Annotated in this window: 22 protein-coding genes and 1 tRNA gene; 11 read left to right on the plus strand and 12 right to left on the minus strand. The window is 63.4% G+C overall.

Annotated elements, in window-relative coordinates; translation table 11 throughout:
* Window positions 1-172: 172 nt before the first annotated feature.
* Window positions 173-934 carry a helix-turn-helix domain-containing protein gene (locus HALRU_RS07430; RefSeq protein WP_015300785.1) on the plus strand — a complete coding sequence of 254 codons (762 nt, stop codon included), beginning with the start codon at window positions 173-175 and terminating at the stop codon, window positions 932-934.
* Here the strand turns inward: HALRU_RS07430 and HALRU_RS07435 are convergent.
* Together HALRU_RS07435 and HALRU_RS07440 are read right to left on the minus strand one after the other, a co-directional pair.
* Entirely contained in the window at window positions 931-1,470 is a 540-nt protein-coding gene (locus HALRU_RS07435; RefSeq protein WP_015300786.1) for a CBS domain-containing protein, read from the minus strand. The two genes, HALRU_RS07430 and HALRU_RS07435, sit on opposite strands and share 4 nt — an antisense overlap.
* Window positions 1,471-1,579: 109 nt before the next feature.
* Entirely contained in the window at window positions 1,580-1,942 is a 363-nt protein-coding gene (locus HALRU_RS07440) for a DUF555 domain-containing protein (protein WP_148680470.1), read from the minus strand.
* A 398-nt stretch (window positions 1,943-2,340) separates the two neighbouring features.
* On the opposite strand from HALRU_RS07440, the gene HALRU_RS15655 reads away from it, so the two are divergent.
* Both HALRU_RS15655 and psmB read left to right on the plus strand, forming a co-directional pair.
* Window positions 2,341-2,511 carry a hypothetical protein gene (locus HALRU_RS15655; RefSeq protein ID WP_171814984.1) on the plus strand — a complete coding sequence of 57 codons (171 nt, stop codon included), beginning with the start codon at window positions 2,341-2,343 and terminating at the stop codon, window positions 2,509-2,511.
* Window positions 2,512-2,793: 282 nt separating this feature from the next.
* Window positions 2,794-3,522 (plus strand): archaeal proteasome endopeptidase complex subunit beta, encoded by a 729-nt coding sequence (gene psmB / locus HALRU_RS07445; protein ID WP_015300789.1) that lies wholly within the window; start codon window positions 2,794-2,796, stop codon window positions 3,520-3,522.
* 240 nt (window positions 3,523-3,762) lie between these two features.
* Here the strand turns inward: psmB and HALRU_RS07450 are convergent, their stop codons facing one another.
* The 3 genes from HALRU_RS07450 to HALRU_RS07460 all read right to left on the minus strand — a co-directional run bounded on the left by HALRU_RS07450 (window position 3,763) and on the right by HALRU_RS07460 (window position 7,418).
* Window positions 3,763-5,109: a Gfo/Idh/MocA family protein gene (locus tag HALRU_RS07450; RefSeq protein WP_015300790.1), complete on the minus strand. Its 1,347-nt coding sequence runs from the start codon at window positions 5,107-5,109 to the stop codon at window positions 3,763-3,765.
* A gap of 30 nt (window positions 5,110-5,139) precedes the next feature.
* Window positions 5,140-6,420: a TIGR00341 family protein gene (locus tag HALRU_RS07455; protein WP_015300791.1), complete on the minus strand. Its 1,281-nt coding sequence runs from the start codon at window positions 6,418-6,420 to the stop codon at window positions 5,140-5,142.
* A gap of 146 nt (window positions 6,421-6,566) precedes the next feature.
* Complete coding sequence (locus HALRU_RS07460; RefSeq protein WP_015300792.1) at window positions 6,567-7,418, minus strand: translation initiation factor eIF-2B; 852 nt, start codon at window positions 7,416-7,418, stop codon at window positions 6,567-6,569.
* A gap of 135 nt (window positions 7,419-7,553) precedes the next feature.
* Here HALRU_RS07460 and HALRU_RS07465 point away from each other — a divergent pair, with 135 nt between their 5' ends.
* From HALRU_RS07465 to HALRU_RS07475, 3 genes are all read left to right on the plus strand, one after another.
* Complete coding sequence (locus tag HALRU_RS07465; RefSeq protein WP_015300793.1) at window positions 7,554-8,627, plus strand: Mrp/NBP35 family ATP-binding protein; 1,074 nt, start codon at window positions 7,554-7,556, stop codon at window positions 8,625-8,627.
* A 14-nt stretch (window positions 8,628-8,641) separates the two neighbouring features.
* On the plus strand, window positions 8,642-8,863 hold the full coding sequence (locus HALRU_RS07470; RefSeq protein WP_007696470.1) for a hypothetical protein: 222 nt from the start codon (window positions 8,642-8,644) through the stop codon (window positions 8,861-8,863).
* 72 nt (window positions 8,864-8,935) lie between these two features.
* Window positions 8,936-9,562 carry a uracil-DNA glycosylase gene (locus HALRU_RS07475; protein ID WP_015300794.1) on the plus strand — a complete coding sequence of 209 codons (627 nt, stop codon included), beginning with the start codon at window positions 8,936-8,938 and terminating at the stop codon, window positions 9,560-9,562.
* Between the two features lie 96 nt (window positions 9,563-9,658).
* On the opposite strand, the gene HALRU_RS07480 is transcribed toward HALRU_RS07475, so the two are convergent.
* On the minus strand, window positions 9,659-9,889 hold the full coding sequence (locus HALRU_RS07480) for a hypothetical protein (protein WP_015300795.1): 231 nt from the start codon (window positions 9,887-9,889) through the stop codon (window positions 9,659-9,661).
* A gap of 102 nt (window positions 9,890-9,991) precedes the next feature.
* Here HALRU_RS07480 and HALRU_RS07485 point away from each other — a divergent pair, with 102 nt between their 5' ends.
* Both HALRU_RS07485 and HALRU_RS07490 read left to right on the plus strand, forming a co-directional pair.
* The gene (locus HALRU_RS07485; RefSeq protein ID WP_015300796.1) at window positions 9,992-10,723 is read left to right on the plus strand and encodes a hypothetical protein; all 732 of its coding nucleotides are present in this window, start codon (window positions 9,992-9,994) and stop codon (window positions 10,721-10,723) included.
* 46 nt (window positions 10,724-10,769) lie between these two features.
* A tRNA-Ser gene (locus HALRU_RS07490) sits at window positions 10,770-10,851 on the plus strand.
* A 291-nt stretch (window positions 10,852-11,142) separates the two neighbouring features.
* On the opposite strand, the gene HALRU_RS07495 is transcribed toward HALRU_RS07490, so the two are convergent.
* The 6 genes from HALRU_RS07495 to glmS all read right to left on the minus strand — a co-directional run bounded on the left by HALRU_RS07495 (window position 11,143) and on the right by glmS (window position 17,141).
* On the minus strand, window positions 11,143-11,523 hold the full coding sequence (locus HALRU_RS07495) for a hypothetical protein (protein WP_007696463.1): 381 nt from the start codon (window positions 11,521-11,523) through the stop codon (window positions 11,143-11,145).
* 172 nt (window positions 11,524-11,695) lie between these two features.
* Window positions 11,696-12,745 carry an L-malyl-CoA/beta-methylmalyl-CoA lyase gene (citE, locus tag HALRU_RS07500; protein ID WP_015300797.1) on the minus strand — a complete coding sequence of 350 codons (1,050 nt, stop codon included), beginning with the start codon at window positions 12,743-12,745 and terminating at the stop codon, window positions 11,696-11,698.
* Window positions 12,746-12,809: 64 nt separating this feature from the next.
* The gene (gene mch, locus HALRU_RS07505) at window positions 12,810-13,994 is read right to left on the minus strand and encodes a 2-methylfumaryl-CoA hydratase (RefSeq protein ID WP_015300798.1); all 1,185 of its coding nucleotides are present in this window, start codon (window positions 13,992-13,994) and stop codon (window positions 12,810-12,812) included.
* On the minus strand, window positions 13,987-15,249 hold the full coding sequence (locus tag HALRU_RS07510; protein WP_015300799.1) for a methylaspartate ammonia-lyase: 1,263 nt from the start codon (window positions 15,247-15,249) through the stop codon (window positions 13,987-13,989). Before HALRU_RS07510 ends, mch begins: the two co-directional genes overlap by 8 nt.
* A complete protein-coding gene (locus tag HALRU_RS07515) occupies window positions 15,239-16,699 on the minus strand; it encodes a methylaspartate mutase subunit E (protein ID WP_015300800.1) in 1,461 nt (486 codons plus the stop codon). The genes HALRU_RS07510 and HALRU_RS07515 overlap by 11 nt, the downstream gene beginning before the upstream one ends.
* A 4-nt stretch (window positions 16,700-16,703) precedes the next feature.
* Window positions 16,704-17,141, minus strand: coding sequence for a methylaspartate mutase subunit S (gene glmS / locus HALRU_RS07520; RefSeq protein ID WP_015300801.1), 438 nt, complete (start codon window positions 17,139-17,141; stop codon window positions 16,704-16,706).
* 161 nt (window positions 17,142-17,302) lie between these two features.
* On the opposite strand from glmS, the gene mct reads away from it, so the two are divergent.
* The 3 genes from mct to HALRU_RS07535 all read left to right on the plus strand — a co-directional run bounded on the left by mct (window position 17,303) and on the right by HALRU_RS07535 (window position 19,856).
* Window positions 17,303-18,478 (plus strand): succinyl-CoA:mesaconate CoA-transferase, encoded by a 1,176-nt coding sequence (gene mct / locus HALRU_RS07525; protein WP_015300802.1) that lies wholly within the window; start codon window positions 17,303-17,305, stop codon window positions 18,476-18,478.
* A 111-nt stretch (window positions 18,479-18,589) separates the two neighbouring features.
* Window positions 18,590-18,910, plus strand: coding sequence for a DUF5785 family protein (locus HALRU_RS07530; protein ID WP_007696438.1), 321 nt, complete (start codon window positions 18,590-18,592; stop codon window positions 18,908-18,910).
* Window positions 18,911-19,091: 181 nt separating this feature from the next.
* Window positions 19,092-19,856, plus strand: coding sequence for a GTP cyclohydrolase III (locus tag HALRU_RS07535; protein WP_015300803.1), 765 nt, complete (start codon window positions 19,092-19,094; stop codon window positions 19,854-19,856).
* Window positions 19,857-19,915: the final 59 nt, after the last annotated feature.

Below are 19,915 nucleotides of genomic sequence, written 5' to 3' on the forward strand. Positions count from 1 at the left end.
GTGGCACTGAATACACCTAGCGCTACCGAAGATGTGGACGGCGTGGGAAGGAAGGAGCGATGAAAGCCGGAACGGAAACGGAACCTTACCAGCCGCGGAGTGAGTGGTTACTGCGATCGACGTCGCGTCCCTATCAGGATCGGGGAATCGGTGCGATCGGGAGGTGGGAACGGTGAGTACCGACGCTCGGCAGTCCGGTCCCCGCCGAGAGACCGAGTCGGGGCCAGTCGAACGCACTCGGAGAGACCGTACCCCGGCGACCGCTGGTGACGGTGTCGTTGCCGAACTGCACCTCGATCACGATCGATTGCTCCTCCGACCGACGCTCCGTTCGATCGACGACGTTTCGGTCACACCCGAATATCGCGCGCGAAACGACGGCGTCTGTTACCAGTTCGTCACAGTCCGCGGTGGGCAACTATCGGATTTGCTGGCAGCGTTCGAGCGTGACCCAACAGTCGCGAACCCAGTCTGCGTCGATCGAACCGGCGATCGCGTCGCCTTCCGACTGGAAGTGACGGACCGGGCCGTTTCCCTGTCCGGCCCGATTGCGGAGCAAGGTGGGCGCGTGCTGGACGCAGACGGGACCACCGCGGCGTGGATCTTTCAGTTGCAGTTTCCCTCACGCGATGCGCTGGTCGCCTTCAACGACGCGTGCAAAGACCGGGACATCTCCGTCCAGGTAACGCAGTTGCGATCTAGTAGCGACGACGCCGAACCGGTGCTCGGGTTGACCGACAAACAACAGCACTTGCTCTCGGTCGCCTACGAACTGGGATACTTCGACGTCCCCAGAGGGATTTCCCAGGACGAGCTCGCCGCAAAGCTGGGCGTTTCAAAATCAGCAATCTCACAGCGACTCCGGCGCGCGATGACCGAACTGTGTGCGACTTCGCTCTCCTCACCCGGTGGGGCGGCGCCGAGCGGCGATTAAGACAGTCTCGCGGCGAGATCGGCTTCGGTGATGAGCCCAACCGTGCGTCCGGACTCGGTGATCATCACCGCCTTGTAGTGGTCCAGTAGATTGCTAATCTCGTCCAGCGTGGCGTCCTTCGAGACGGTGGGAAAACTCTCCGCCATGTGTTCGGAGACCGGTTCGTTCCGGGAATCTTCGTCTAAGTGGACGAGTTCGCTCTGGCTGATCGAGCCGACCGGAATCCCGTCCTGGATAACCGGGAGTTGCGAGTACGCTTCTGACTCCATCAACGTGGCGGCGTCGCTGACTGCGTCGTCCGGAGCGACACTGACGACATCCTCGTTCAACAGGTCCCCGGCCCGAATGATGTCTCCTTCCGCTTCGTCGAGTGCGGTGACGATTCGACGCAACGTCGAGAGTCGGGGATCGACGTCTCCGCCTTCGATTCGGGCGATCAGCGGCTGGGAAACGTCGGCCCGGTCCGCCAGCTCGCTCTGGGTCAGTTCCAGGTCGGTCCGGCGCTGTCGCAGGTCCGCAGGCGTCGGCAGATTCATGCAAATAGATTACCTGGGGTTATAGTTAGGTGTTTGGATCAGACCGAGTCCTCGCAGACACGGGACGGTACTGGACTGCTTGACGAACCAGTGAGAAACGGGAGCCGACTCAGGCTGCTTCTTCCTCGTCGGTCTCTTCGAAAATCTCGACGACGTCGAGCGGGACGTCTTTGAGCGCGCCACCGACTTCGCTCTTGGCGATGCGCTCAGCGTGTTCTTCCCCATCGGCGTTGAAGACCTCCATCTCGAGGGCCAGGCCGACGAGGGCGGTCTCGGCGGCGATGAACGCGGAGTCGAACGGTTCGCCACAGGCCGGACAGCCCGTCGCGCCGACTTCGACTTCGACGTACTGCATATCCGCGGCGTTCAGCCGTTTGCCGGCCTCGCTCACCGCGACACCGATCGCGTCGTCGACGCCATTCACATCACGAACCAACCAGGCAGCTTCCATCGCAACGAGATAGTTGCTCATACGGAACCCTCGTTTCCCGTGGCCACCTTCTTTGCGGTTTCCACTCGCGAAACGGACTACCCGTTCGGCGTACATCCGTGATCGATTGTCGTCCTTCCTTCGTGGACTGATGTTCATCCATGATGGATCGTCATCCGTCCGCATGTTGGATCGACGACAGCCTATGGCCAGAACGACGCGCGCCCGAGACGCAAATGATGACGATACGTTACGAGAATTCTCGGAGTACATGCCCGCCGCGTTATCCGTGGTTCGGCCGAAGGACAGTCGAATTGTCTCCGAGTAAACCTGAGTTTAATCGCACGACGTGACGGGGGTGGTCGCACATGATGAATCGGGACAAACCGTCTTCGGCAGGAAGACTTATGTACGCCCTGCGGCTGAGCACCGACCACGCGATGACAACCCGCGCCCACCGTGCGGCCATGTTCACCCTGTACCAGTTGACGATCCTGCTCGGGATCCTCCTGATGCCGATCGCACTGCTCACCAGGCAGGCTGGGGTCTCGTTCCCCATTCACCGAGTTATCGGCCGAATGGAGGCGGCCTACGAGCGTACCCAGCCCTGATTACAGCGATCACTCCCTCCGACTTCGGAAGCGACCACATTCTGCAGTGAGGCGATGGTCGTCGACGGTACCGTTCACCCTGCCCTGACATCGAACCACACGTCGATACAGGCCCGCTCCGTCACGAAGATTGTACTTCTCGGTCAGTAACAGGCAGAACGTTGCAGACGAGCGCTGGTCGTAGCAGCGCCAGTCGGCAGGTCCTCGGCTGGGCATCGAACCCAGCTAACGGGGTCCGTTACCGCCGATGTTTTATACCGTCCCGCCCGTTAGTCTCGATCAATGCGTCAACCGAGTGTCGACGACTTCTCGACGACCGCTGATCGACTCGCCGGTCACAGTGATCCGTACAGTCCGGAACTCGGCTCACTGCCCCAAAACGACATCGACGAGGCTGACCTCGACAACGTCAACAAAACTGGGACGACGACGATCGGCATCTCCACAGCCGACGGCGTCGTCATCGCGACCGACATGCGAGCGAGTCTGGGCGGCAGATTCGTCTCGAACAAGAACGTCCAGAAGGTCGAACAGATCCACCCGACGGCCGCCCTGACCCTCGTGGGGAGCGTCGGCGGCGCGCAGTCGTTCATCTCGAACCTTCGCGCGGAAGTCAACCTCTACGAGGCGCGAAACAGTGAGGATATGAGCATCGACGCGCTGGCGACGCTCGCCGGCAACTTCGCTCGCGGCGGCCCGTTCTTCGCGATCCACCCGATCCTGGGCGGCGTCGACGACGAGGGAAGCCACGTCTACAGCATCGACCCAGCCGGCGGCGTGATGGAAGACGATTACACCGTCACTGGCTCCGGGATGCAACTCGCCTACGGCCACCTAGAGCAGTCCTACGAGGACGGCCTCTCGAACGACGAGGCGATGACGATCGCCGCTCGCGGGATCAAGTCGGCAGTCGAACGTGACACCGGGTCCGGGAACGGCATCTTCCTCTGTGAAATCACCGACGACGGCGTCGATATCCACGGCCACCACGATTTCGACGAAGTCTTATAGAATCCTCCCAGCGAAGATCTTCTCCCGCCGGATTGTGAGCAGCCGACTTGATTTGTAGTACGACGTGATCGGTACACGTGGGAACGAAACTATTCGACTATTCGGAGTCGAGACACCGTTGGCCGCATATCGACGTCCGATTCTCTCAGCAGACGGTCTCCATCCGTCCGCTCCCTAACCGACTTCTCAGCTGCGGTCAGCGCAACACTTCTGCGATCACGTTCGTGCTTCGAGTAGCGCTTACTGTACTTCCGGAGCGGTCAGTTGCTCGTCCTGCATCTCTGCGCGCGGCGTCAACGCGACGCTTCGATTCGTCGCGGCCGATTCGTAGATCGCCTCGATCACGCGCTGGACCTGCAAGCCCTGCTCGACCGTGTTCGTCTCGGGCTCGCTGCCAGTGGCCGCACACTCGAGGAAGTGGCGGTCCTGAATTCGATAGCCGGGTTCGGCCGCTTCGGCCGATAGTTCGACGTCCTCGTAGTGGTCGACACCGGCGACACCCGCATCGAGCACGCGACAGGTGGAGTCACCGATTTCGAACCTCGCACCGGCGTCACTGCCGCGGACGTGGACGTCCATCGATGGCTCTCGATTCGTCGCCCAGGCTGCTTCGAGCGAAATCGTCCGTCCGTCAGCGGTTCGAACGAACGCCGAGACCGAATCGTCGACGTCGTACGTTTCGTCCGATCCGGGGCCGCCGAACGCGTCCGGATCGGCGACTGACCGCGAGTCACCGAACGCCGACCGCGTCTGGCCGGTGACCTCGACGATCTCCGGGAAGTTCATCGCGTACAGCGACAGATCGAGCGCGTGAACGCCGATATCGATGAGTGCACCGCCGCCGGATAACGACTCGTCCGTGAACCACGATCCGGTGCCGGGGATGCCCCGACGGCGAACGTAGTTCGTCTCGACGTGTCTGATCTCCCCGAATCGGTCTCGGTCACGCTGGGCATCGAAGAGTCGAACGGAGCCTGCGTGTCGGTTGTGGAACCCGACCATCGCACACCCAGGTGACGACGATGCGGCCTCCACAATGCGACGAGCGCTTTCGACCGTGTGGGCGAGCGGCTTTTCGATCAGGACAGACAATCCTGCTTCCAGTGCCGCGACCGCGATCGGTTCGTGAAACCGATTTGGGGTGGTGACGACGACCGCGTCGACGGCCTCGTCGGCGACGAGCGCGTCGTACCGTTCGTACGTGGTCGCGTCGAACGATGCCTCGAACTCGGCACGGGACTCGGCGGCGATGTCCGCTCCGGCGACGACCGTCGCGCCAAGTTCTTGCACGGTCGACGCGTGCAGATGACCCATCCCACCGAGGCCGACGATCCCCACGCCCAGACCGCTCACGCGATACCACCCGGTGCGATAGTGACGGTTGATCGTGGTGTCGGAGTAATCCCCACTTGCTCGGTGGAAACGAGCGGATACCGGGAGCCCATTGGCGGAGTCAGGGGTTGCCTCGAAATAACTTTTGTGACCCATTAATTGGCCATTTTTCGTGTATTTCCCCACACAGGTGATGATTGTATCGACAAGTGCGCGTTGAAACGCAAAAACAGCCTGTTCGATTACGGTTCGCATGCGGGCGAACCGCTTTCTCACCAGTCTGTCTCACCCACTTCGCTGCGTCTCGACGAGTTCGAGTGTGACACGCACATCCGTTCCAGTCGCCGCCTCCAGTCGCTCACGGACACGGTCTACAAGGTCCGGGTCCACCGAGTCATCGGGTGGATGTTCTGCCACGACCGTCACCGTCGGAGTCTGGCCGGTGTACACGTCGTGAAGGTCGTACGAGACGTCCACTTCGTGAAACACGCTGGAGGCGAACGCGGGATCGTCGCTCATCCGTTCGAGTTCTTCGTCGACGTCGTGAGTGACACTCGCGGTCTGATACGTGCCGAGTGTCACGCCAACCAGGACGACGGTGAGCAGGGCGATGGCCCCGATAACGATGACGGATCGAGTGAGCACCCGTCGGGCAGTCCGGTCCAGGCTCTCGATTCGTTGTGGTCGATAGCCGAGCAGCCACAGGAGGACCAGCGCGGTGAGGTTGATTGCCAGAACGTTGACCAACACCAGCGTCCCCGAGGTGAGGACGACCATGGGCTCACCCCAGGCGATGCCCAGCCCAGCGACGGCAGCCGGCGGAACGAGGGCAACGGCGATTGCGACACCCACGAGCACGGAGCCGACGTCGCGCGTGAGACTGACGACAGCAGCGCCACCGGAGCCGAGTGCGAGAATCAGGGACAGCAGTGTCGGGGTCACGCGCTCGTGCACCTGGGGAATCGTCGCAATATCGAGCCCTGGCGGGAGCAAGACCGTTCCACGGAGCGCCACCCCGAGGAGTGCTGCCGTCGCGACCGTCAGTAGCAGGCCGATTCCCTGTAGCGTCACGCCCCGAGAGGCGAGGTCGTCGTCGCCGACCACGACACCGACGCTCGCTGTCAATGCCGGTCCCATGAGCGGTGCAACGACCATCGCGCCGATGATCGTCGCTGCCGAATCGGTCAACAGTCCAGCCGTCGCAATGAGACTGCTGAGGACGAGCAGGACCGCAAAGGTCGAAAATCTCGGCGCGAGGTCGGCGGCTCGCGCGCGGAGTTCGTCTCGAGACAGGTGTCCGTCGTCGAGTTCATCTGCCGTCTCACCCCCCGATACGGCGGCCTCGACGCCGAGAACGACGATTCTGACGTCGTCGTGCAGACCGGCCGCTCGAAGCGACGAAAGCACCGAATCGACCGCCCCGACCGCCACCGGTATCGAGGCGATCGCCTCGTAGGCGCCCTCGCTCGTCTCCTCCATCACCCCGTATTCGACCGCCTCGGCGTCGAGCAACGCGAGTAACGACTCACGTTCACCGCGTGGAATGTACACCTGCACGAGTCGCATACGTCCGATACCACGGGTGAGCGGTTAGAACGAGGGGGAAGGGAGGGGAGACGTGTTACGGTTCCCACCAATGCCGTCGGATGTTGTCTTTGGCTGGTCGAAATGTTGCCACGGCGGAGTGTCTTCTTCAGGACCGAGGACCGTTCTCAGGGCGTTCGGGTCCCTTCGTCCGTGATGATCTGGTCGACGAGCTCGACCGGCGTTTCGTCGTACGCGGGGTTCGAGACCGAAAAGCCACTCGCGGGTTCGAGCATGACTTCGCTGTCGGCGCGGAACTCGTTCTCGAAGACGAACCCCTGCGTGATGAGCTTCGAGGCGGCGCCGAGGACGGTGACCGGAACGTCGAGTTGTGACGCCGTCGCTGCGAGTGGGAAGGTCCCGACGCGGTTGTAGAGGACGTCGTCGACGACACAGTCCATCCCGACGACGAGGCGATCGCACTCCCGCAGGTGATAGCCACCCGCAGCGTCGGTGATGAGCGTCACGTCCACGCCGTCGATCGTCGCGAACTCCCTGGCCGCTTTTCGACCGATGTACCGTGGCCGGGCCTCTGTCACGTACAGGTCGAACGTGGCTCCCGCATCCGTCGCGATCTCGAGCGCTTCGAGGACCGTCGAGGAGTAATCGTGCGTCATGAGCGTCGCCCCGCCCGACAGGACCGAGGCTGCGTTCTCGGCGGCCCGACGCTTCCCGGACTCGATCCGTGTTGCAACGTCTTCGATGATCGCCCGCGTGATGGACTTCGCCTCGGCGACCGTTTCGGCCTCGGAATCGACGCTTTCTGCGACGACTTTCCTCAGGGCGTTTTGCAACGAGGCGTGGGAGGGATTCGCCTGCCGGAGGATCGACGCGTTCTGTTCGAGTGCCGTCTCGAACGCGTCGATCGAGGCGAACTCGCGGTCGAGGATCGATTCGAGGGCCCGCGTCGCTCGGATAGCAACCGCCGAGGAACTGTGTGTTTGCATCTGGCGGATCTCCTCGGCCGTTTGATCGATCATGGTTCAGGGGTCGGCCGTCCGGGCAATAGCCGTTTCGGGTACTCTCACCGATGGACCCCGCGTGTCGGTGGGAGGATGGTGTTCGGTGCGTGTGGGTAACACAACGCTTTTCGAGCCAGGTGCCCGCGTGTCGGTATGGACGAGGAAGCCGTACGCGACCGACTCGCCGACATCGAGGACCCGGCCCTCGACGGCGATCTCGGCTCGCTCGGGCTGATCAACGACGTGACGGTGACCGACGAGACGATTCAGGTCGATCTCGCACTCGGCGCCCCGTACTCACCCGACGAGACAGCGCTTGCGGGTACTATTCGCGACCACCTGTCGGGGGAGGGCTACGAGGTCGACATCTCGGCGAGCGTCCCCGGTCGAGACGACTCCGGCGCCGAAGACGCCGTCTTGCCGAACGTCAAGAACGTCATCGCCGTCGCCTCCGGGAAAGGTGGTGTCGGAAAGTCGACCGTCGCGGTCAACCTCGCCGCCGGACTCGCCGATCGCGGCGCCCGGGTCGGGCTCTTCGACGCGGACGTCTACGGGCCGAACGTCCCCCGGATGATCGACGCCGACGAACCCCCTATGGCCACCGAGGACGAGACGCTCGTTCCGCCGGAAAAGTACGGCGTGAAATTGATGAGCATGGCATTCTTGGTCGGCGAGGACGATCCGGTCATCTGGCGCGGCCCGATGGTCCACAAGGTGATCACGCAACTGACCGAGGACGTCGAGTGGGGCCACCTCGACTACCTCGTCGTCGACCTGCCGCCGGGGACCGGCGACACACAACTGACGATGCTCCAGACGATGCCAGTCACGGGGGCCGTCATCGTCACCACCCCGCAAGACGTTGCACTGGACGACGCGCGCAAGGGCCTCGAGATGTTCGCCGAGCACGAGACGGTCGTCCTCGGTATCCTCGAGAATATGGCCACGTTCGCCTGCCCCGATTGCGGCAGCCAGCACGACATCTTCGGCTCCGGTGGCGGCGAGGCGTTCGCCGAGGTGCACGATCTCCCGTTCCTGGGATCGATCCCACTCGACCCAACCGTTCGAGAAGGCGGAGACGCAGGTGAACCGACTGTCCTCGGAGACGGCGAGACGGCCGACGCGTTCGCCGACGCGACGGCCGAGATCGCGGACAACGTCGGCATCGTCCACCGGCAGGCGATCGCCACCGAAACGCACCGCTCGACGCCACCGACGGAGCACTGACGACGGGACAACGCATGAGTGACGACGAATTCGACCCCGACCCGGAACGCGTCGAACTCCTCCGGACGGTCGCCGACGACATCCGCGGCGATTCGAGCGAACGCAAACAGTTGGCGAACATCCTCTATCGCACGAGCGACATCTACGATCCCGACGAACAGACAGATCCGGAGGACGTCGTTCGAAACGTCAAATTCATCCTCGAAGTCGTCGAACAGGGCGGTCTCGATCGGTAGTACGCGCTGGAATATCCCCCCAGAGATACGCCACCGCGGTGCTTTTTTGTCCGGCCACCCCAGCAACAGACGATGGCACAGGAGACCCGGTCGAATCCCTTCGGGATGGACGCGGACTGCCGGAACTGTCCGGCGCTCTGTGAGACGCGCGAGACGGTCGTCCACGGCTACGGTGACGTCACCGCGGACTTCTGTTTCGTGAGTGAAAGGCCGACCATTCGGGCAGACTCGACGGGGGTCCCCTTCGCCGGCGACGACGAGTTCACTCCCCTCCAACGAATCCTCGGCCGACTGGGCTTATGTGACCTGACGAGCGATCCGGCCGAACCGCGGCTGGAAAACGCCTACCTCACGTCACTGACACGGTGTCGCCACCCCGAACGTGGCCCGACCGACGACGAGATCACGAACTGTGAACCGTACCTCGACGCGGAGGTTCGAATGATCAATCCGCACCTGCTTGTTCCGATCGGGCAGCGAGCGCTCACCAGCCTGGGCGCCGAGTACACCACGCGAAACCCGGAGGAACTTCGCATCGAGGACCACCACGGTGAGTCGATTCGCGGACGTGGGTTCGAACTCGTTCCACTGATAAACCCGACGACGGCGACTGAGGACGAAATCGATGACTGGGTGCGTCGCTTCGCCGAGCTCATGGCGGCCGATTACCGACAGACGAAGGGCCGACGCAGCAGATAGCGGCTTTCCACCCGGGATACCCCCAACAGGGACGACCGGGGATTCGTGAATCAGGCTCGGACACCAGCGGAAACGTGAAAATCGATTCTCGCTCTCTTACCAGTACGGCGTTTCGAGCCAGCCGCCACCACGGGCGCCGACGGTCGCGGCGAGTGCGACGGCCACGAAGACGACCACGCCGCTCAGAGCCGTCGTGAGTGGACGAATCGTCGATGGATCGAGAACGGATCCACTGAGTACCCCGTAGACCCCGAGTGCGATGGTGCCTAACACGGTGAGCACGCCGAGTGCGCCTCCGATTCGTCTGGCTGTCGTCTGGGTTTGCATGGGCGATAGTGACCGCGTCGCGAGTTAATCGTGGTGGTTCATCGAGCGAACAGGTGGGCAGAAAACGGCGCGCTCTTGGGGGTGGACGCCGTCGGCGCACGTATGATCGTCGTCCTGCCGGTCTCACCGCCGTGGAGTGAGTGTATTTCGCGACGTTTCTCGATCGCGGCGCCGGACGCCTCGAACGCCTTCGAAACTCTGTACGAGGCGGCCGTCGCCGACGTCGCGGCGATCGCCGAGGCGAGCAGCGGCCAAGTTCTGGTCAACTACCGCGACGAGGAGACGCTTCCCGAGACGGACCGATCGGACGATCCCGCCGAGGTATGTCGTGCGCTGGTCGACGACGTGGTCAGTGACGACGTCCGATTCGAACGCCAGGTCGGCTCGACGCCTGCAGCCCGACTGGGAAATACGGTCACGCACTTGCTCGAACAGGAAGCGGCCGCGTCCGTCTGCGTTCTCGATCCACTCGCGCCACTGGTCCGCCGAGCGGACGTCGACGGGGTCCCGATGAAGGTCCGTCGCGACTCGGTCATCCTCGGCCCCGACGGAACGGGCGACGTTTACCTCGCGGCGTTTACGGACCCGATCGACTTCACCGATGCGTGCGAACCGCCAGTCCTCTCGACGCTCGCCGAACGGGCTCGCGAGGCCGATCGATCCATCGGATTCACGCCCACGGTTCCGCGTGTCACCACTGACACTGGAATTACCGCCACGGCGGCCGCGATCGACGCCCGTCGCGCTGCGAACGAACCAGTTCCAGACGCGACGGCCGCCGCCCTCGAGGACCTGGGGTTCGCAAATCGGGACCGAGACGAGCCCGACGCGTAGGTCGGACCGACAACGCTTTTTGACCGGGCAGAAAACGACCACCTGCGGTGGGGTGGCAGAGCGGCCTATTGCGCCTGCCTTGAAAGCAGGTGGCGTCAGCCTCATGGGTTCAAATCCCATCCCCACCGTCTTTTGCGAGGAACGGACGTGACGAGCAAAGCGTAGACATGGGATTTGAAGGAGACCAGTCGCGCGCAACGAAGTGAGCACGTCTGGGCGTTGTTCAAATCCCATCCCCACCGTCTTCTGCTCCGAACGAAGGTGAGGAGCGAAGCGGATACGGTGGGATTTGAATTATACCGAGGTTCTGTGAGCGGAGCGATCAGGTTCTCGGGGGTAGTTCAAATCCCAACCCCACCGCGTTCTCACGCACAATTTCGACGCGTAGCGGGGACTCCTATGGATACGAAATCGAAACGTTACCGGTGTTCGGCGGCGGCAGACTGCGGCGACGAGAGGAGCGAGGCGCCGGAAACGAGGTCGTCGTAGTGTTCGTCACAGAGGGCGAAGGGGTTTTCGTCGGCAGTGTATTCGACGCGTGATTCGACGACCCCGTCAGAGACCGTGGTCGTGGGCAGCCATCGCGGGAAGGAGACGGTCGCGTCTCGTTCACAGCCGGGACAGCCGCAGTCCCCGTCGATCGAGCCGCGTTCGAAGACATCCGTCGCTGGGAGGACATCGAGTTCGCAGTTGCGACAGAGTGCACCGACCGCGTCGTCCGAGACGAGATCGATGACGGCCCTGTTGTAGCCCGGTTCACGTCGACAGCGGACACATCGGCTGCGAGATTCCGTCGGCATTCGTGGGAGTCAACTCGGCGCCATGGTACTCAACTCACCATCGTAAAACTATCGACCGCGTCGTGGAAACGAGTCGCCGATCGGAACCCGAATCTGTGGGGCAAATTTCAGCAGTTGTCGGCATAGCTCGACGTCGGGATACGACGGCTGGGAGCCGGTGGGCGGGGAAAATCTACGGACTGGCGAGATCGATGTCTCGAGCGTGGGCGAGGAGTTCCTCGTCGTACCTGCTGGCCGTCTGCTGGGGCGCTCGGTCGTCTATCGCTCTGACGAGCGAGACCGTGTTGCGGAAGTTCTTGATCGTCGCCTCGTCGATCATCTGGCCGTCGATCGATACGGCCCCCGTTCCATCATCCAGAGCGGCCGTCGCGCGCTCGATTCGATCGAGGGCGCGTTCGAGTTCGTCGGGGAGCGGCATGTGGACGTGGTTGGCCTGGACCGTCTGCTTCGGGTGCAAGGACCAGGAGCCGTCGAGACCGAGGTGGGCCTCGAGTTCGACCTGTTCGGCGTACGCCTCGGCGCGATAGGCAGTGACGCCCGCGCGCGTCGTGAACAGTTCGTCGAAGGGGCCGCCGATCGCGAGGAGATCATTCGCGCTCGTCTCTATCGAGAGTGCTTCGAGCGTCCCATCCCATCGAGGGCGACCGGATCCGACGTCCCGCCCGCCGAGCTGGGCGGTGTAGTCGACGGGACCGAAGACGATGGCCGAAAGTGGTGTGTCAGCCGCGCGATGGGCGATCTCTCGAAGTGCTGATCGTGCCTGTGCGGTTTCGAGAATAATCGCGAGTCCGATCTCGTCCTGGGGAACGTCGTACGTCTCGCGCACGTCCGCGAGGGTCCGACACACGCGGTCGAAATCCTCGATCCCGCCGACTTTCGGGACGACGACACCGTCGACGTGCTCGTCGACCTCGCGTACCAGGGTCTCGATCTGATCGCGACCGCGTTCTCGCAGTTCGGCGCTCGTGTCGCTCCACTCGATTCGTGGCCAGCACTCACCGGCGAAATCGTGGGTTCCCAGCAGGTCGACCGTGTTCTCGAGCGCCTCGTCTTTCATCGAGGGTGCCGTGCCGTCCTCGAGGTCGGGGACGAGCCAGTCGGGTGCCTCGAACCCCTCGGCGGTGAGTCCCGAACGCAGGTACTTCGCCGTATCGGCCTTCGGGACGGCGGCCGGGGCGGTCTGGAAACTTCGACAGAGTCGTGTCGTGTCGGTGGTCGTCATGGTGGATTGGTGGTTGGATTGAACGCTTCTCGGCGCGTTGTCGTTCGAGTGGTGCGATAGTGGGCTACGGTCTGGTCTGGATTGCCGCGAGTCGTCGACCCGAGTAGACCGGTTCGTCTCGCTGATTGAACGCGATGTGCTGGAATCTGACGAGGCCAGCCCTATCTGCGGGTATCTCGCCGTCGAACGCGGAGAGAGGGCTCGGAGTCGATCCGTCCGTCGAGGACAGTTCGACCGTCTCGAGCACCCGGGTGAACCCGTAGATCGTGTCTCCCGGCGTGACGAAGGTGTGGAACCGTTCGTCGTCGAACCCGAGGTCGCGGTAGGTCGCCTCGTCCGACCGGGCGTGTCCGAGGGCGATCGATCTGGACACGTCGCCGTAGGCGACGATATCGCCCGACGGGGCGTCGGCCATCGCGTCCACGTTGTGGTGCTGCTTGGCGGTGTTGAGGGTCGAGAGTGGCAACGTCGCGACGGTCACGTCGTCGATCGTTCGCCCGCGTTCGTGTCGGTAGGCCGCGACGCCGTCGTGATCGGTGGCCGTTTCGAGTGTGGCGACGAAATCTTCGAAGTGAGGTCCCTCGGGAGCGACGAACGGGCCACTCGGGATATCCGCACCCTCCTCTTCCCTTTCGCCCTCTTTTTTCGCTTCTCCCTCTTCCGCCTCCGCTCCTCCTTCCGCTTCCTCCGCTCCGCTAGCCTCGTCGGCCGACGCTGGGCCGCCATCGGTGACGCGGGCGGGTTCTCGCCGCGGAATCATGTTGGTCCGGTCGTACGAACAGAGTGGTTCGCCCGTCTCCGCATCGAGCCCCGTCGTTCGCCAGGTGACGATCGCATACGACGGACGGGATCCCGACTCCTCGACCGACAGTACCTCGCTCTCGACCCGGAGTTCGGTACCTGGGTAGACGTCGCGATGGAATCGCCCGTTCGTCCGCCCGAGGAAGTACCCGCCCTTCTCACTCAGATCTTCGACGGTGATCCCCAGCGTCGCGGCGAGCAGGTAATCCGGATGGATCGGGCGCTCGTCAAAATCCGCGTCTGCGGCTCGGTCTGTCCGCCAGTACGTTGGATCGTGATTCAGCGTTTGACTCGTCCACAGTTCGGTGCCCCACTGTGAGAGGACGAGCCCAGGGTCGTGTTCGATGACGTCACCTTCGTCGAAGAACTCCGCGTAGTGGCCGGTTTCCAGCGTCTCACTGTGGTCGAGGACGTGACCGAACGTTTCCGGATCCGTCCAGTCAGTCATCGGCCGGCACCCCCGATTTCGCGTGACGGCGAACCGCGACGGTTCGACGCATCTCGTTCTCGACGAGCATGTAGCCCTCGTCGAACCCCATCCCGGGTTTGGCGAGGACCTGGGCGGCGTCGGTGGCGAGCGCGACGTGAGCTGTCGCGCGAGCCGAGGTCGCAGTCTCGTTGCACGTACCGCCGAGATAGGCGCGCGTGTCCGTCCCGTCGCAGTACGTCACGGCTGCTGCACTCCGCTGGAGCCCACCGAGATCTGGCGTCTTGACCTGCACCACGTCGGCGGCACCGGCGTCGACGAACGCCTTCACGTCCGCCAGAGTGTTACACCACTCGTCGGCGACGATGTCGACATCGACACCGGCGTCGGCGAGCCCCTCCCGGAGTTCGGCCATCGCCGAGAGTTGTGCCTCGCGACTGCCGGCGTCCATCGGCCCTTCGATCTGAATATCGGAGGGCGCAGCTGCGTCCTCGAGATCACCGAAGTACTCGATCACCCGATCACGATCGAACGGTGGTCCGAACAGGTCGCCGATCGTCCCGTAGACGTCGAGGTGGTACGTTGGTTCGTACCCCGACGGACCGAGCTCGTCAGTTCGGGCACGGAGCCACTCGACGTACTCGAGAAGTCCGTCACCGGACGGGCCGACTTTTTCGCGGGTGTTGAAGAGTCCGTGCGGGAGAACCGGAACGCCGGAGAGGAGCATCTTCTCCGCGTTCGCGTACCGGTCGTCGCCGGATTGTCCGAACACTGGAATCGGCTGGGTCGCCGGTGTCGTGTCGACCGCGTCCGCGACGACGTCCGTCATCGTCGTGCGCTCAGCGCGGGCTGCAGCGGCGAGCAGTGCCTGTGAGAGGCCATATCTCACTGCCGTATGGAGTCGGTCACCGTCGGGCGACAGTGATTCGATTGTCGCCGTGTTCGCGGCGAAGGCTGCGGCGTCCCTACCGCGAAGTTCGTCGGCGATCGGTCCCTCGACGAGGTCGACGTACTCCGCAGCCTGGAACAACGGATCGCGTCCGCCGGCGCCGCTGTACTGTACGGCAGCGCAATCGCCACGGACGGTCGAGCCGTCCGAGAGGGCGAGCGTCACGACGAGGGATTCACCCGGCTGGCGAACCCGATCGAAGCCTGCCGTGACGGGGTCGCCCTCGTAGACGAATCCGTCACGACTGGCGCCCTGGGCGATCGCTGCCTGGTCGTCGAAGTAGAATCCGGAGACGCCGGGCGTGGCGACGACTGATTCAATCTGCATCCGACACCCCACCAGACCGGCTGGACTCTGACGGACGCCCGATGAGGCGACCGTTACTGATCGCGTCGACGTCGTCGGCGACCATGTGGAACGAGGTCGATCGATCCTCGGTCTCGGCGCGTCGTTCGAGCCGTGCGGCGTGGATCTCCTTGATCTCGTCGTCGAAGGCCAGGTCGCCGAAGTCGAACAGTCGAACGCGACCGTCGTCGTCGCGCGCCGGGAGGCAGGCCCCTTTCGCGCTCTCGCTCGGCGCAAAGGGAACGTCGAGCGCACCTGTTTCGAACGCGCGCACGGCACCGCGGGCTACGTCGCCCTCGCCGTGTTCGAAGACCGCCTCGAGGAGCGATCGTGTCTCCCGTTCGATCAGGTCCTGTTCGGACTCGACGCCATCGATGTCGAGTCGTTGTTCCATCGCCATATCGAGTAGTTGTCGCGTCGTCCGCAGTCCCGCGGCGTTTGCCTCCTTCGTCGGCACGCCCTGGAACTCCTGGGGCGACTTGGTGATCACCTTGTCCGGACGTGCGATCGCCGCCGTGAGCGCTCCCAGCCCGATGACGCCGTTCGCCCGGGCCTCGTCGGGTGGGAATCCACCCATCCACTCGTGGAAGACAGTCGTCACGCACACTTCGTTCGGGAGGTACTCCTCGCCCAGCGCGCGCAGGGCCCGCAATGCGGCGACGTCCTGGACGACGTTTCCGACCTGTCCGTATCCCAGCGTCAGCGAGCGGACGCCCTGCGTCGCTGCGAGCAACCCCTCGACGATCATGATCGCGATCGCGATGGACGGGGGGACGAGCGTCCCGGTCAACGGTCCGAAGGGCTCGCGATTGATTCGGACCCCGCGTTCGGTGTACACGCCAGCGAGCCGATCGACGTACTGCCAGTGTTCGATCGTCGTCGCCAGGTCGCCGCGCTTGGTGTACGGAATGTTGTACGAAATCGGGCCCCCCTCGAAGCTCTGGAAGCCGCCAGCGAGTGTGACCGCCGCGAGCAAGCGCGCATCCGGTGTCCCGTGGCGGACTTCGATCGGCCCGTCGACGGACTCGACCAGCGTGCGACACCCGTCGACGCCGTGATTGACGGCCGGAAAGCCGTTCAACGCGTCGGCGTCGGATTCGCGTGTCTTCTCCAGTCCCGTCCGTGCCTTCCCGTACTCGTTATCGCGCGTGTAGGAGTCGATCGTCGTCGGCAAGAGATCGGCCTCACCGGTCTCTTCTAAGTACGTGAGAAGTTCGATCTGCTCGTCGAGCCTGGCCACCCCGGCCCGTGGTTGCAACAGCGGCTCGGTGGCGGACTCGAGAACGGTCGCGAACTCCTTCGAAGGGGGAAGCCCCTCGTGGAATGCGATGGCATCGTCGACGGTGGCCGCCTCGCCCGTTGGCCACTCGGCACGAACCGCCTCGTCTATCGTGGCGAGTCCGTCCGACGAAAGTTGCTCGTCGCGAACCATCTGGTCAGGAGGTCACCCGGAGGCGATCGGGTTCCGTCGTGAGGTTCAGGTCGCGCCGAAGGGCGTTGATCGCCTCCGTCGGATCCGTCTCCGGATCGAAGACGCGATCGAACCCGAGCGACTCGAATGTCGCACGCGTCTGAGCGAAGTCGTCCTGGCCGACGGCGAGGTTGCCACCGATGTAGGTGACCGCGTCGACGCCAGCGTTCTCGAGGTGGTCGTGGAACCCGGTGCAGTCCTGTTCGGCGTGCCCGTACAGCGACGAGACGAGGATCGCGTCCGCGTCGTGGTCTGTCGCGGCCGCCACGAACTCCGCCTGCTCGGTCTGGACGCCGAGGTTGACCACCTCGAACCCAGCTGCGTCGAGCGCTCGTTCGAGTATCGTGACGCCAACCACGTGCGCGTCGGAGCCGATCACCCCGAGGACGACTGTTGTCGGCATGGATGCAGAACCATGATAGATCGGGGCTTAAAGGTAATGATTTATCATGATAATAGTCCTTATACGCCTTTGTATGAGTCACGTTGACACGGCATGGCTGAGAGTAGCTCCGACGGGATCCGGTAGAAAACGTTAACCCCGTCTTCGAGTTACGCCGGAGCATGGGAGCACTCTCGGACGTGCGCGTGCTGGACCTGACGCAGGTGCTTGCAGGGCCGTACTGTACGATGTTACTCGCCGACATGGGTGCCGATGTCGTCAAGATCGAACGGCCGGGCGGCGATCTCATCCGATCCAATCCGCCGTACGTCGACGATCCGGACGCCGAACCCTACGGTGGCTACTTCCAGAGCGTCAATCGCGGCAAACGAAGTATCGAACTCGACCTCGCCGGGGACGACCGCGACACGTTCCTGGACCTCGTCGAATCGGCCGACGTCGTCGTCGAGAACTACCGCGCGGGCACGATGGAGTCGTTCGATCTGTCGTACGAACGACTCGCCGAACACAATCCCGAACTGATCTACGCGTCGATCCGTGGCTTCGGCGATCCGCGAACGGGCAAGACAGATCGCCAAGGGCAGCCAGCGTTCGACATCATCGCGCAGGCACTCGGCGGCGTGATGGAGATCACGGGCGAGGCCGACGGGCCACCGATGAAGGTCGGTCCCGGCATCGGGGACCTGTTCACGGCGACGCTCAACTGCATCGGCATCCTCGGCGCGCTCCACCACCGCGACCGGACCGGTGAGGGCCAATACGTCGACACGGCGATGTACGACTCGATGCTCAGTATGACCGAGCGCGCGATCTACCTCCAGTCCTACGAGGGCGAGGCGCCGACTCGCTGTGGCAACGCCCATCCGACACTCTTCCCGTACAATGCCTACGAGGTCGCGGACGGCTACGTCGTGGTCTCCGCGTTCGGCACCAACCACTGGCGGGCGTTCTGTGCGGCCATCGACAGGCCTGGCCTCGCCGAGGAGTATGCGACCCCAGCCGCTCGCCTGAAACACCGTGAGTCTCTCTACGACGAGATCGCCGCCTGGATGCGCGAGCACGAGACGGCCGACGTCATCGACCGGCTCGAGGGTGACGTTCCAGTCGCTCCCGTCCAGGACACCGAAGCCATCTTCGCCGACGACCACGTCCACGATCGAGACATGCTCTACGAGGTCGAACAACCCGGTGCAGACGAGTCCGTTCGCATCGCCGGCAGCGCGATCAAGATGAGCGAGACGAATCCCGAACCCCGGGGACGCGCCCCGATTCTCGACGAACACCGTGAGGAGATCCTGGCCGAACTCGCCGCACAGGAACAGGCTATCGACGAGTGACTCCCTGACGAAGAATTCGACTGTGCGACCGCTAGCACTGCACCAGAGTGTATCCCATCTGATAGATGTGGCGTGAGTAACGTTTTTGCACCCACCGACGAGAGCACCGGTATGGACTGGCCGCACGACCCCGACGGCGAGGACGGAAGCGAGGGCGGTCGCAAGTACGATATGGCCGTCATCGCCAAGAAAGTCGACGAAGACGAAGACTTCCCGCTCGACCGAGACGAGTTCGTTGCCGAACACGGTGACGAACCGATCCGAATCAACCACCGTCGTGTCGTCGCACTCGCCGACATCTTCGAGCACGTCGAACCCGACGAGTTCGAGACGATCGTCGATATGCACAAAGCCGTCGGCGACGCGATGCGTTCCGGTGACTTCTGGGAGTACCACCCGAAAGGAGCGAACCCGGAACACAATCCTGCGTAAACTCGGGGCGATCTCACTTTCCCGCGTAAACCCGCGACGACCCCGCTTCCCCGTAAATCGCAACGACCCCATTTTCCCGCGGCACTTACACTATCGTCGCCCATCTCAGCTCGGACCGCACCCCATCTCAGATCTGGATTGCGTATCACTTATCCGATGGTGGTGGTTTCGTTCAGGTATCGTGACGAACACGCAGGTGACACTCCTTCAGATCGACAACTACGGGCCGTGGACGGTCACGCCCGAACCGCGCCGCGAAGCGGATCTCCAGACCTTACAGTCCCGCCTCTACGCCGACGTCTCGCAGTTCGTCGGCGCCCGGGACGGCTACGTGTTCTTCACCCGCTTCGACAACATGGTCGGCGTGACGAACGGGCTCGACATCGACGACCACCGGTTGCTTCAGGAGTCGATAAACAACCGGTACCCGGTGACCGTCAGCCTCGGTATCGCAACCGGTCAGACGCCGATCCAGGCGCTCTCCGACGCGACAGCGCTCATTCAGGACGCCGGCAGTGCCCAAGACGCTGACCGTCGGAACGTGCTCGATGGGCGGATCGTCGACGACGCTCATCGAACCGAATCGGACGTCCAGATCGCCCACTTCGACGTCGTCGACGCCACCGGCGAGTACACGGACGAACTCAACGCCTTCGACAGCTTCATCGAGATCGAGCAGGGGTACGCCGAACTGATGCGATACATGCGCTCGGCCCACGACAGCCTCTCGTTCTTCGTCGGCGGCGACAACATCATCGCTGTCTGTCCAACGCTCGATCGAGCAGCCTACGAGGACGCCATCGACCACGTCGAGTCGGCAGTCGGCGTCGAGTTACGCGTCGGTGTCGGGCGGGGGAACACCGCACACGTCGCCGGAATGGACGCAAAACACGCGCTCGAACACTGTCGAGCAACTGGATCGATCCTCGATCTCGCGTGGGAATAGGTGCTGGACCAGTTCAGGTCGATGAGCTGAGACGTCGACAGCACTGATTCGAGTACTGT

This window comes from Halovivax ruber XH-70 (genome assembly GCF_000328525.1).
Lineage (GTDB): Archaea > Halobacteriota > Halobacteria > Halobacteriales > Natrialbaceae > Halovivax > Halovivax ruber.

What these genes read in the sequence shown, in the direction of transcription:
- psmB (WP_015300789.1), top strand. Translation starts at nt 2,794, where the DNA reads ATGCGTCAACCGAGTGTCGACGACTTCTCGACGACCGCTGATCGACTC.
- mch (WP_015300798.1), bottom strand. Translation starts at nt 13,994, where the DNA reads ATGACTGACTGGACGGATCCGGAAACGTTCGGTCACGTCCTCGACCAC.
- HALRU_RS07435 (WP_015300786.1), bottom strand. Translation starts at nt 1,470, where the DNA reads ATGAATCTGCCGACGCCTGCGGACCTGCGACAGCGCCGGACCGACCTG.
- HALRU_RS15655 (WP_171814984.1), top strand. Translation starts at nt 2,341, where the DNA reads ATGACAACCCGCGCCCACCGTGCGGCCATGTTCACCCTGTACCAGTTG.
- citE (WP_015300797.1), bottom strand. Translation starts at nt 12,745, where the DNA reads ATGACGACCACCGACACGACACGACTCTGTCGAAGTTTCCAGACCGCC.
- HALRU_RS07450 (WP_015300790.1), bottom strand. Translation starts at nt 5,109, where the DNA reads ATGCGAACCGTAATCGAACAGGCTGTTTTTGCGTTTCAACGCGCACTT.
- HALRU_RS07485 (WP_015300796.1), top strand. Translation starts at nt 9,992, where the DNA reads ATGATCGTCGTCCTGCCGGTCTCACCGCCGTGGAGTGAGTGTATTTCG.
- HALRU_RS07460 (WP_015300792.1), bottom strand. Translation starts at nt 7,418, where the DNA reads ATGATCGATCAAACGGCCGAGGAGATCCGCCAGATGCAAACACACAGT.
- HALRU_RS07515 (WP_015300800.1), bottom strand. Translation starts at nt 16,699, where the DNA reads ATGGTTCGCGACGAGCAACTTTCGTCGGACGGACTCGCCACGATAGAC.
- HALRU_RS07480 (WP_015300795.1), bottom strand. Translation starts at nt 9,889, where the DNA reads ATGCAAACCCAGACGACAGCCAGACGAATCGGAGGCGCACTCGGCGTG.
- HALRU_RS07440 (WP_148680470.1), bottom strand. Translation starts at nt 1,942, where the DNA reads ATGAGCAACTATCTCGTTGCGATGGAAGCTGCCTGGTTGGTTCGTGAT.
- glmS (WP_015300801.1), bottom strand. Translation starts at nt 17,141, where the DNA reads ATGCCGACAACAGTCGTCCTCGGGGTGATCGGCTCCGACGCGCACGTG.
- HALRU_RS07470 (WP_007696470.1), top strand. Translation starts at nt 8,642, where the DNA reads ATGAGTGACGACGAATTCGACCCCGACCCGGAACGCGTCGAACTCCTC.
- mct (WP_015300802.1), top strand. Translation starts at nt 17,303, where the DNA reads ATGGGAGCACTCTCGGACGTGCGCGTGCTGGACCTGACGCAGGTGCTT.
- HALRU_RS07475 (WP_015300794.1), top strand. Translation starts at nt 8,936, where the DNA reads ATGGCACAGGAGACCCGGTCGAATCCCTTCGGGATGGACGCGGACTGC.
- HALRU_RS07465 (WP_015300793.1), top strand. Translation starts at nt 7,554, where the DNA reads ATGGACGAGGAAGCCGTACGCGACCGACTCGCCGACATCGAGGACCCG.
- HALRU_RS07530 (WP_007696438.1), top strand. Translation starts at nt 18,590, where the DNA reads ATGGACTGGCCGCACGACCCCGACGGCGAGGACGGAAGCGAGGGCGGT.
- HALRU_RS07510 (WP_015300799.1), bottom strand. Translation starts at nt 15,249, where the DNA reads ATGCAGATTGAATCAGTCGTCGCCACGCCCGGCGTCTCCGGATTCTAC.
- HALRU_RS07495 (WP_007696463.1), bottom strand. Translation starts at nt 11,523, where the DNA reads ATGCCGACGGAATCTCGCAGCCGATGTGTCCGCTGTCGACGTGAACCG.
- HALRU_RS07455 (WP_015300791.1), bottom strand. Translation starts at nt 6,420, where the DNA reads ATGCGACTCGTGCAGGTGTACATTCCACGCGGTGAACGTGAGTCGTTA.